Origin of the sequence: Streptomyces sp. CB02056 (assembly GCF_001905545.1) — a bacterium.
GTDB lineage: Bacteria > Actinomycetota > Actinomycetes > Streptomycetales > Streptomycetaceae > Kitasatospora.
On the sequence record NZ_LIPD01000017.1, the window covers coordinates 142988 to 154001 of the forward strand.

The 11014-nt window shown below is 72.1% G+C and carries 9 protein-coding genes and 1 pseudogene; 2 read left to right on the forward strand and 8 right to left on the reverse strand.

Annotated elements, in window-relative coordinates; genetic code table 11:
- Positions 1-92: 92 nt before the first annotated feature.
- Entirely contained in the window at positions 93-1619 is a 1527-nt protein-coding gene (locus tag AMK13_RS34985) for an ArnT family glycosyltransferase (protein ID WP_234348350.1), read from the forward strand.
- A gap of 181 nt (positions 1620-1800) precedes the next feature.
- On the opposite strand, the gene AMK13_RS34990 is transcribed toward AMK13_RS34985, so the two are convergent.
- From AMK13_RS34990 to AMK13_RS35010, 5 genes are all read right to left on the reverse strand, one after another.
- Positions 1801-3948 carry a 3-hydroxyacyl-CoA dehydrogenase NAD-binding domain-containing protein gene (locus tag AMK13_RS34990; RefSeq protein ID WP_074005618.1) on the reverse strand — a complete coding sequence of 716 codons (2148 nt, stop codon included), beginning with the start codon at positions 3946-3948 and terminating at the stop codon, positions 1801-1803.
- 2 nt (positions 3949-3950) lie between these two features.
- Entirely contained in the window at positions 3951-5195 is a 1245-nt protein-coding gene (locus AMK13_RS34995; protein WP_049651277.1) for a thiolase family protein, read from the reverse strand.
- A gap of 299 nt (positions 5196-5494) precedes the next feature.
- The gene (locus AMK13_RS35000) at positions 5495-6736 is read right to left on the reverse strand and encodes a ribonuclease D (RefSeq protein ID WP_074005619.1); all 1242 of its coding nucleotides are present in this window, start codon (positions 6734-6736) and stop codon (positions 5495-5497) included.
- A gap of 258 nt (positions 6737-6994) precedes the next feature.
- Complete coding sequence (locus AMK13_RS35005) at positions 6995-7711, reverse strand: response regulator transcription factor (protein ID WP_049651279.1); 717 nt, start codon at positions 7709-7711, stop codon at positions 6995-6997.
- A 320-nt stretch (positions 7712-8031) separates the two neighbouring features.
- Entirely contained in the window at positions 8032-8694 is a 663-nt protein-coding gene (locus tag AMK13_RS35010; protein WP_074005620.1) for a DUF3000 domain-containing protein, read from the reverse strand.
- 235 nt (positions 8695-8929) lie between these two features.
- Here AMK13_RS35010 and hemE point away from each other — a divergent pair, with 235 nt between their 5' ends.
- Positions 8930-9943: a uroporphyrinogen decarboxylase gene (gene hemE / locus AMK13_RS35015; RefSeq protein WP_234348351.1), complete on the forward strand. Its 1014-nt coding sequence runs from the start codon at positions 8930-8932 to the stop codon at positions 9941-9943.
- 36 nt (positions 9944-9979) lie between these two features.
- On the opposite strand, the gene AMK13_RS35020 is transcribed toward hemE, so the two are convergent.
- The 3 genes and pseudogenes from AMK13_RS35020 to AMK13_RS45490 all read right to left on the reverse strand — a co-directional run.
- Positions 9980-10420 (reverse strand): DUF523 domain-containing protein, encoded by a 441-nt coding sequence (locus tag AMK13_RS35020; RefSeq protein WP_074005621.1) that lies wholly within the window; start codon positions 10418-10420, stop codon positions 9980-9982.
- Between the two features lie 24 nt (positions 10421-10444).
- Positions 10445-10780: a hypothetical protein gene (locus AMK13_RS35025; RefSeq protein ID WP_074005622.1), complete on the reverse strand. Its 336-nt coding sequence runs from the start codon at positions 10778-10780 to the stop codon at positions 10445-10447.
- 95 nt (positions 10781-10875) lie between these two features.
- Positions 10876-11014 (reverse strand): annotated as a pseudogene (locus AMK13_RS45490) (IS256 family transposase); the annotation flags it as partial.

Sequence of the window (11014 nt, forward strand, 5' to 3'; positions counted from 1 at the left end):
CCGTAACAGTTCGTCACGGAACAAGCTGACAATCGCACTGAAAGGCGGGACCGGCGCCACCGGCGCCGATCCCGCCCGGTAGGTTGTCACCCGTGCCGACCCCCACCCGCCTCCGCCTCACCGGACTGGCCGAGCGCCTGCCCGAGCGCGTCCGTACCCGTGTTCTCACCGGGTACTGGACCAGGCTGGTGCCGGTGCTCGCGCTGGTCGCGCTGCTCACCCACATCCCCTCCTTCGCCCGGCCCGTCTGGAGCCCGGACGAGGGCTTCCTGGCCACCCAGGCCCGGATGCTGGCGGACGGCGGGGTGCTGTACGACACCGTGGTGGACCGCAAACCACCGCTGCTGCCCTGGCTCTACCAGGCCTGCTTCGCGGTCTTCGGCTCCGCCTCGCTCTGGCCGCTGCGCACCCTGGCGGTGGTGGCCCACCTGGTCACCGCGATCCTGCTGGCCTCGATCGCCCGCGGCCGCTGGGGCAACCGGGCCGGGGCCGGGGCCGGACTGCTCTACCTGCTGGTCTCCATCGGGCTCTCCCCGGAGGACACCCAGGCGGCGACCTTCGAGGTCTTCATGCTGCCCGCCATGGTGGCCGCCTTCCGGTACGCCGAACGGCGCCGCTGGCTGGCCGCGGGCATCGCGGTCGCCCTCTGCTCACTGACCAAGCAGACCGGCGGCGCGGTGCTGCTGCCGGTGCTCTGGATGCTGTTCCAGGACGCCCGCCGGCGCGGGGTGCGCTGGCCGCCCGCGCTGTTCAAGATCGGGTTCGGCTTCACCCTGCCGATAGCGCTGGTCGCGGTGATCCTCACCAAGCCCAAGGGCTTCCTCTTCTGGGTGGTCACCGGCAGCGGCGACTACGCCTCCTTCGGCGGCGCCTGGCTCCAGATGCTCGGCCGGGCCTTCGGCAACTCGGCCATCCTGGCCGCGGCCGGCCTGGGCTTCCTGCTCCCGGTCGGACGCCGGCTCTGGCTCAAGCACCGCCACCGCCCGCTGCCGGTGGCCGGCGAGGAGCACGGCTCGACCACCGACCTGTGGGTCTGGCTGCTCTCCTCGGTCGTCGCGGTCAGCGTGGGCTTCCACTTCTTCGGCCACTACTACCTCCAGCTGATCCCGCCGCTGGTGCTGCTGGGCACCGGGGCGGTCGCCACCTCGGCGATCCGCTGGAAGCCCGTCCTGCTGTACACCACGGCCGCCGCCACGGTGTTCTGGAGCCTGGCGCTGGCCTGGCCGGGGGAGCGGCTCAACCGCACCACCGAGGTCGCCACCGCCGTCGCCGCCCAGACCACCCCCAAGGACACCGTGCTGGTCTGGGGCATGCACCCCGAGCTGTACTGGCTGGCCGACCGCAAGCCCGCCACCCGCTACCTGACCGCCGGCTTCCTCACCAACTACAGCGGCGGCAAGGACGGCAACCAGAACGTCGGCGAGCAGTTCAGCGTCTCCAACGCCTGGCAGACCTTCGACAAGGAGCTGGCCAACGGCCTGCCCGAGGTCGTGGTCGACGACTCCGGCATCGCCCCGTACCAGCCGGTCATGGTCCCCCGGATCGAGAACCTGCTGGACACCCACTACGAGATGGTCGGCGTCTTCGCCGACACGGTGGTGTACCGCCTCAAGCACTGAGGCGGCCCGCACCCGGTTTCCTCGCGGCAACGCCGTACACACGAACTCCTGGCGGAAACGCCGTACACAGGACCTCGGGCGGAAACGCCATACACGCCGCGTCCGGGCGGCAGCCCCGTACACACGGAGGAGCCCCGGTGACCGCATGGTCACCGGGGCTCCTCCGTGTTCGGGCCCTGCGTTACGCGGGCACCGAGGCCACGCCGGGGGCGAGGAAGGCCTTGCCGTTCACCCGCTCCGAGACGCCCTCACGGTCCAGGTACGGGGTGATCCCGCCCAGGTGGAAGGGCCAGCCGGCACCGGTGATCATGCAGAGGTCGATGTCCTGCGCCTCGGCGACGACACCCTCCTCCAGCATCAGGCCGATCTCCTGCGCCACGGCCTCCAGGGCGCGGGCGCGGACCTGCTCCCCGGTGAGCACCGAGTCGCCGAAGGTCAGCAGCTCCAGCACCTCGGGGTCGAGGACCTGCTGGCCGTCCGTCCAGGTGTAGAAGCCGCGCTTGCCGGCCTTGACCACCTTGGCGAGGTTCTCGGAGACGGTGAACCGCTCCGGGAAGGCGCCGTGCAGGGTCTCCGAGACGTGCAGGGCGATGGCCGGGCCGACCAGCTCCAGCAGCACGATCGGGGACATCGGCAGGCCGAGCGGCTCGACGGCCTTCTCGACGTCGGCGATCGGGGTGCCCTCGTCGATGATGCCCTGGATCTCGCCCATGAAGCGGGTCAGGATCCGGTTCACCACGAACGCGGGGCGGTCCTTGCAGAGCACCGAGGTCTTCTTCAGCTTCTTGGACACCGCGAAGGCGGTGGCCAGCGAGGCGTCGTCCGTCGAGTCGCCGCGGACGATCTCCAGCAGCGGCAGGATCGCGACCGGGTTGAAGAAGTGGAAGCCGACGACCCGCTCGGGGTGCTTCAGCTTCGAGGCCATCTCGGTGACCGACAGCGAGGAGGTGTTGGTCGCCAGCACGCAGGTCGGCGAGACCACGTTCTCCAGGTCCGCGAAGACGGCCTGCTTGACGCCCATCTCCTCGAACACGGCCTCGATGACGAAGTCCGCGTCGCCGAAGGCGGCGGCCTTGTCCAGCGAGCCGGAGACCAGGCCCTTGAGACGGTTGGCCTTGTCCTGGCCGATCCGGCCCTTGCCGAGCAGCTTGTCGATCTCGGCGTGGACGTAGCCGACGCCCTTGTCCACGCGCTCCTGGTCGATGTCGGTGAGGACCACCGGCACCTCCAGACGGCGGGCGAACAGCAGCGCCAGCTGCGAGGCCATCAGGCCGGCGCCGACGACGCCGACCTTGGTGACCGGGCGGGCCAGCGACGTGTCCGGCGCGCCGACCGGGCGCTTGGCCCGGCGCTGCACCAGGTTGAAGGCGTAGATGCCGCTGCGCAGCTCGCCGCTCATGATGAGGTCGGCCAGGGCCGCGTCCTCGGCGTCGAAGCCGGCCTGCAGGCTGGCCTTGTCCGCGAGGTCGAAGTCCTTGGCGGCGGCGATGATGTCCAGCGCCCTGTAGGCGGCCGGAGCGGCGCCGTGCACCTTGGCGTCGGCGACCATGCGGCCCCAGAGGACGGCGTCGTCCCAGGCCTTGCCGCGGTCGATCGCCTCGCGCTCGACGACGACGTCGCCCTTGACGACCTTGGCGGCCCAGAGCAGCGACTGCTCCAGGAAGTCGGCCGGCTCGAAGATCGCGTCGGCGATCCCCAGCTCGAACACGTCCTTGCCCTTGAGCTGCTTGTTCTGGTTCATCGAGTTCTCGACGATGACCTTGACGGCCTTACCGGCACCCACCAGGTTCGGCAGGATGGTGCAGCCGCCCCAGCCGGGGACGAGGCCGAGGAAGACCTCGGGCAGCGAGAAGGCCGGGACGCCCGCCGACACCGTGCGGTAGTCGCAGTGCAGGCCGACCTCGACGCCGCCGCCCATCGCCGCGCCGTTGTAGAAGGCGAAGGTGGGGACGGGCAGCGTGGCGATCCGCTGGAAGACGTCGTGGCCGCCCTTGCCGATGGCCAGCGCGTCCGCGTGCTCCTTGAGCAGCTCGACGCCCTTGAGGTCGGCGCCGACCGCGAAGATGAACGGCTTGCCGGTGATCGCGGCACCGACGATCGTGCCCTCGGCGGCCTCGGCCGCGACCTGGTCCAGCGCCTCGTTCAGCTTGAGCAGCGAGCCCGGGCCGAAGGTGGTCGGCTTGGTGTGGTCGAAGCCGTTGTCCAGGGTGATCAGGGCCAGCCGGCCGGCCTGCAGCGGCAGGTCGAGGTGGCGGACGTGCGCGGTCGTGACGACCTCGCCCGGGAAGAGCTCGGCGCCGCGGGTCAGCAGCTCGGTGGTGTTCGTCATGGTCACTTACCACCCTCGAGCTCGGTGTTCTGGGTCGCTCCGCTCCAGTGGGGGTTCTCCCAGATGATGGTGCCGCCCATGCCGAAGCCGATGCACATCGTGGTGAGGCCGTAGCGGACGTCCGGGCGCTGCTCGAAGCGGCGGGCCAGCTGGTTCATCAGGCGCACGCCGGAGGAGGCCAGCGGGTGGCCGAAGGCGATCGCGCCGCCGTACGGGTTGACCCGCTCGTCGTCGTCCGCGATGCCGTAGTGGTCCAGGAAGGACAGGACCTGGACGGCGAAGGCCTCGTTGATCTCGAAGGCCTGGATGTCGTCGATGGTCAGGCCGGCCTTGGCCAGCGCCTTCTCGGTGGCCGGCACCGGGCCGATGCCCATGACCTCGGGCTCGACGCCCGCGAAGGCGAAGGAGACCAGGCGCATCTTGACCGGGAGGCCGAGCTCCTCGGCGACGTCCTCGGCGGCCAGTAGCGAGGCGGTGGCGCCGTCGTTCAGACCGGCCGAGTTGCCCGCGGTGATGTTGCCGTGCGGGCGGAACGGGGTCTTCAGGCCGGCCAGCGACTCCATCGTGGTGCCCGGGCGCAGCGGCTCGTCCACGGTGGCCAGGCCCCAGCCGGTCTCGCCGACCTCGGGGTTGGTGTTGCGGATCGAGATCGGCACCAGGTCGGGCTGGATGTCGCCGTTGGCGTACGCCTTGGCGGCCTTCTCCTGGGAGCGCACGGCGTAGGCGTCGCAGCGCTCCTTGGTCAGGTGCGGGAACCGGTCGTGCAGGTTCTCCGCGGTCATGCCCATGAACAGGGCGGACTCGTCGACCAGCTTCTCGGAGACGAAGCGCGGGTTCGGGTCGACGCCCTCGCCCATCGGGTGGCGGCCCATGTGCTCGACACCGCCGGCCACGACCACGTCGTACGCGCCGAAGGCGATGCCGCCGGCGGTGGTGGTCACGGCGGTCAGCGCGCCGGCGCACATGCGGTCGATCGCGTAGCCGGGGACGGACTTCGGCAGGCCGGACAGCAGGGCGGCGGTGCGCCCGATGGTCAGGCCCTGGTCGCCGATCTGCGTGGTGGCCGCGACGGCGACCTCGTCGATGCGCTCGACGGGCAGGTTCGGGTTACGGCGCACGAGCTCCCGGATGCACTTGACGACGAGGTCGTCGGCGCGCGTCTCGTGGTAGATGCCCTTCGGGCCTGCCTTGCCGAACGGGGTGCGGACGCCATCGACGAAGACGACGTCCCTCGCGGTACGAGGCACGGGGGCTCTCCTCCCAGGGACCAACATGACGATTGGGCGGGCTGCCGCCGTCGAAGACCCGAGCGGCGCCGCATCACCGCCATGCTACCCGCCGGTAACCAACCTGCCCAGGCCCCTCGGAGGGATCCGACCATGTGTCCCCCGACACGTTCCCCGGCCCGTCCGACCAGGAGCGTCGTTTCCGGGCGCGACGAACGGGTGCGACGAGCCGGTACGACGACGGGGTACGACGAAGGGGATGCCACCCGTACGGATGACATCCCCTTCCACGTGTTGCCGTGATCGGTCCTGGAGCGTGATCAGTCCTGGGCCGCGGCCGCGGCGAACGCGGCGGCCACCGCCGGCGCCACCAGGTCCACCTGCCACTGCCGGGCGCCGAACCCGCGCAGCGCGGCGGCCACGGCCTCGGGGCCCGGCTCGGCCGGCGGGTGCCAGCAGACCCGGCGGACGGTGTCCGGGGTCATCAGGTTCTCGGCCGGCACGTGGTAGCGCTCGGCCAGCTCGCTGATCGCGGCGCGCGCGCCGGACAGCCGGGCGGCGGCCACCGGGTCCTTCTCGGCCCAGGCCCGCGGCGGCGGCGGTCCGTCGTGCGGCGCGGTGGCCGGCGGCAGCATGTTCTCCGGGATCTCCCGGGCGCGCTGCACGGCCGCCAGCCACTGCTCCAGCTGGCGCCGGTGCACCCGCGGGCCGAAGCCCTGGACGGCCTGCAGGGCGGCGATGTTCAGCGGCATGGCCAGCGCGGCGTTGACGATCGCCGCGTCGGCGAGCACCCGGCCGGGGGAGACGTCGCGGTCCTGCGCCATCCGGTCGCGGACCAGCCACAGCTCGCGCACCACGGCCAGCTGACGGCGGCGGCGGATCTTGTGCAGCTGCGAGGTGCGGCGCCACGGGTCGTTGCGCGGGCCCGGGCGGGGCGCGGCGGCGATCGAGGCGAACTCCTCCATCGCCCAGCCGAGCTTGCCCTGGGCGTCCAGCTCCTGTTCGAGTGCGTCGCGCAGCTCGACCAGCACCTCGACGTCCAGAGCGGCGTAGCGCAGCCACGGCTCGGGCAGCGGGCGGGTGGACCAGTCGACTGCGGAGTGCTCCTTGGACAGGCTCAGTCCGAGCACGTTCTCGGTCATCGGCCCGAGGCCGACCCGTGCGAAGCCGGCGATCCGCCCGGCCAGCTCGGTGTCGAACAGGCGCTGGGGTCTCATGCCGACGTCGGACAGGCAGGGCAGGTCCTGGCTGGCCGCGTGGACGACCCACTCGGCGTCCTCGACGGCCTTGCCGAGCGCACTGAGGTCCGGGCAGGCGATCGGGTCGATCAGGGCGGAGCCGGAACCCGCGCGGCGCAGCTGGATGAGGTAGGCGCGCTGCCCGTAGCGGTAGCCGGAGGCCCGTTCGGCATCGACGGCCACCGGTCCGGTGCCCGCGGCGAAGGCGGCGACGACGGCGCCCAGCGCCTGTTCGTCCGCCACGACGGGCGGGATCCCCTCCCTCGGCTCAAGGAGCGGGACCGGGGCTGCTTCTTCTGGGATGGCTGCTACGGCGTCGGTCACCCCCCAAGGGTACGACGGTCCTCGCGGCCGGGAGTGTTGTCGGACTGGTCAGACTGTTGATCGCCCGGGGGCGGCCCGCCCCGCTCCGGGGCGCGGTTCGCCCGCCGCGGGCCCTCCGGGGGTGACGGGAGTCAGGTGACGGAGTTCGGCGGCGGGAGGTTGACGACGGGAGTTCGACGGCGGGCCCCGGAACAGCGCCGCGGCGGCCGAGGAGGAAACGTTCCTCCTCGGCCGCCGCAGCGGTCCGGAGCGTCCGGCTCAGTGGATGATGCCGGTGCGCAGCGCGACCGCGACCATGCCGGCGCGGTCGCCGGTGCCCAGCTTGCGGGCGATCCGGGCGAGGTGGCTCTTCACGGTGAGCGCCGACAGGCCCATCGCCACGCCGATCGCCTTGTTGGACTGGCCCTCGGCGACCAGCCGCAGCACCTCGACCTCGCGGCCGGAAAGCTCGCGGTAGGCGGCCTGCTGCGCGCCGGGCGCACCAGGGGCTCCGGGGGCGCCCGGTGCTCCGGCCGCGCCCGGCATGCCCGGCATCCCGGGGCGGCGCATCCGGCCGGCCAGCCCGGCGGCGCCGAGCGGCATCCCGGGGCGGCCCGGCATCGCGACGTTCGTCCGGGTGCCGGTCACCACGTATCCCTTGACGCCGCCGGCCAGCGCGCTGCGGACCGCGCCGATGTCGTCGGCGGCGGACAGCGCCAGGCCGTTGGGCCAGCCCGCGGCGCGGGTCTCGGCGAGGATGGTCAGCCCGGAGCCGTCCGGGAGGTGGACGTCGGCGACGCAGATGTCGCGGGGGGTGGAGACCCGTGGGCGGGCCTCGGCGATGGAGGACACCTCGATCACGTCCCGGACACCGAGGGCCCACAGGTGGCGGGTGACGGTGTTTCGGACACGGGGATCGGCGATGACCACCATGGCGGTGGGCTTGGTCGGCCGGTAGGCGACCACGTTTGCGGGGTGCTCAAGAAGGACCGACACCAGGCCTCCTGCGGGGAGTGGCGGACGGAACCCCGATGGGGGCGGTCGGAGTGTTCCGCGTTGGGAAAGGGTCACAGACTGCTTCGGCAGCATCCGTGCCCGGCTTTAGCGAAAGATCACGATCTAGTGAGTAACAATACGGACAAATCGCGCAAATGATTGATGCGACATGCCTGGTATTCGCACAAAATCGATCAGATTTGGTGCCGATCGGTCGGTATCGACCGATGAATTGACGCAGAGCGGGTCCGAAGTCACACTCCGTCAGCCCTGGGGGTGGCGTCCGGCCCCCGGGTGCCGCCGGAGCCGCACACCACCCGTCAGTGCGACCGCGGGCGTCGCCGGGCCGGCATCGGGACCACTCCACCGAGTGAAGGAACCTCGGCGGGACCCTGCGGAGCCGGGGCGGCCGGCGGCAGGCCGGCGCTGACGCACAGCAGGTCCCCCCAGGCCGCCAGGTGCCGCTCGAAGCGGCCGTCGGCCGGGGTCCAGGAGGCCCGGATCTCGATCTCCGTCGAGGACGGGCGGTCCGCCAGGCCCCCGAAGTACTGGGAGGAGGCCAGCGTCACCGTGCCGGACGGCTCCGCGAACCCGGCGGCGTGCGCCTGCAGGGAGTCCAGCAGCCAGGCCCAGCCCACCTCGGAGAGCATCGGGTCGCCGGCCATCTCCGGCTCCAGCTCGGCCCGGGTCATCGTGACCACCCGGAACTCGCCGTTCCAGGCCTCCTGCCCGGCCGGGTCGTACAGCAGCACCAGCCGGCCGTCCGCCAGCTCCTCGCCGTCCACCTCGACCGAGGCGGTCACCGCGAACGAGTACGGGGCGAGCCGGCGCGGCGCCGGCGCGGGGGAGAGCTGCACCTCGGGCCGCAACCGGGCCCCGTCCAGGGCCGCCACGGCCGCCCGGAACTCGCTCGGCGCCCCCTCGCGACCCGCTCCGCCACCTGCTCCGCCACCCTGTGCGGGGTGCCCTCCGACCGCTGCCATGTCCCGAAGACTAGGTCGAAGAACGGGGTTATCGCCGCAACTTCTCTCCCAGCGGCGTGCCGGAACGGCAAACCCGGACAGATCTTGGAGGAACCGACGAGACCGGCCGGGAAACCGGGCCCGGCACGCGTGCGAAGATTTGACGGTGAGCGAGACTACGGCAGACAGCACGGCGGCCACCCACGACGGCCCGACCACCCCCGGGCGCCGCGGCGCCGCGCACGACTCGGCGTTCCTGCGCGCCTGCCGGCACGAGCCCGTGCCGCACACCCCGGTGTGGTTCATGCGCCAGGCCGGCCGCTCGCTGCCCGAGTACCTGAAGGTCCGCGAGGGCATCCCCATGCTGGAGTCCTGCATGCGGCCCGAGCTGGTCAAGGAGATCACCCTCCAGCCGGTGCGCCGGCACAAGGTGGACGCCGCGATCTTCTTCAGCGACATCGTGGTGCCGCTCAAGGCCGTCGGCATCGACGTCGACATCAAGCCCGGCATCGGCCCGGTCATCGCCGACCCGATCCGCACCGCCGAGGACCTGAAGCGGCTGCGCCCGCTGGAGCCCGACGACGTCCCCTACATCACCGAGGCCGTCGGCCTGCTGGTGGACGAGCTCGGCGAGACCCCGCTGATCGGCTTCGCCGGCGCGCCGTACACGCTGGCCAGCTACCTGATCGAGGGCGGCCCGTCCAAGAACCACGAGAACACCAAGGCCATGATGTACGGGCAGCCCGAGCTGTGGGCCGCCCTGGTGGACCGGCTCGCGGACATCACCTCGGCCTTCCTCAAGGTGCAGATCGAGGCCGGCGCCTCCGCGGTCCAGCTGTTCGACTCCTGGGTCGGCGCCCTCGCGCCGGACGACTACCGCCGCTCGGTGATGCCGTCCAGCACCAAGGTCTTCGACGCCGTCGCCGGGTACGGCGTGCCGCGGATCCACTTCGGCGTCGGTACCGGCGAGCTGCTCGGCCTGATGGGCCAGGCCGGCGCCGACATCGTCGGCGTCGACTGGCGGGTCCCGCTGAACGTCGCCGCCGAGCGGGTCGGCCAGGGCAAGGGCCTCCAGGGCAACCTCGACCCGGCGGTGCTGTACGCGCCCACCAAGGTCGTCGAGACCAAGGCCCGCGAGGTGCTGCACGCCGCCCAGGCGCTCGGCACCAGCGGCCACATCTTCAACCTCGGCCACGGCGTGCTGCCGTCCATGGACCCGGACGCGCTCAGCCGCCTCGTCGCCTTCGTCCACGAGGCCAGCGCACGCTGACCTCAGGGCGGTGGGCCCCCGGACTCCGGGGGTCCACTACCCGGCCGTGACCTCGATCCCGGCCCGGCGCAGCAGCGCCGCCGTCACCCCGTCACCCGGGCGCAGCTCCCCGGAGAACGTCCCGTCGTACACCTGACCGCAGCCGCAGGACGGGCTGCGCGCCATCAGCACCGCCCGCCGGGCCCCCGCCCCCTCGGCGGCGGACAGCGCCGCCCGGGCACCGGCCAGGAACTCCGCGGTGCAGTCCGCGCCCGTCGCGTCCACCACCCGGGCCCGCCCGTCCAGCACGTCCCCGCCGTCCCCGCCCACGATCTCCGCCGGCGGCCGCGGCGTCGGCAGCCCGCCCGCCCCCTCCGGGCACACCACCACGGCCCGCCCCTCCTCGACCAGCCGCACGGCGCCGTCGGAGGTCTTCGCCCGCCCGTCGTACCGACAGGGAATCCCGGCCAGACACGCACTCACCACGATCGGTTCCATGCGGTGGAGCCTACGGCGGCCGGCTCACTCCTCGAAGAGCTGGTCCCTTCGCATCGTGAACTCCCGCCGCCCGCACACGGTTTGGAGATGGTGCGGCTGCCAGATGGACACCGTGACGACCTCGTCCGCGCGCCCGGCGGCCGGGCCCAGCACGGTGCAGTCGATGTCGGCCGGGAACGGGAACGGCGAGTCCGCTTCGATCCACGCGCCGGGCCCGAGGGCCTGGTCCGTCCCGAACATCGCGGTCTTCCCGATGATCGACCACCGTCGGCCGTCCGCGTCCGTGAAACAGACCTCCACCACCCCGGGCTGCGGCTCGTCGTCCACCCACCGGACCGCCTCGCCCCACAGGTACACCACAGGGCACCCTCCTCTCGGGGGACTATCAGGATTCCGGTGTACGGCACCCGTTTGGTCTAGGTGTTGATCTTGTTGTCGGGTGTGGGCCGGTTGGCTCACACCCGTCCGGCTGACAGGCGTCCGTCGAAGGCGATGTCGAAGGCGTTCAGGGCTCCGAGCCAGCGGTTGCTCCAGCGTTGGCGGCCTCGTCCGGTGGGGTCGAGGGCCAGGGTCGCCAGGTAGAGGCGTTTCAGG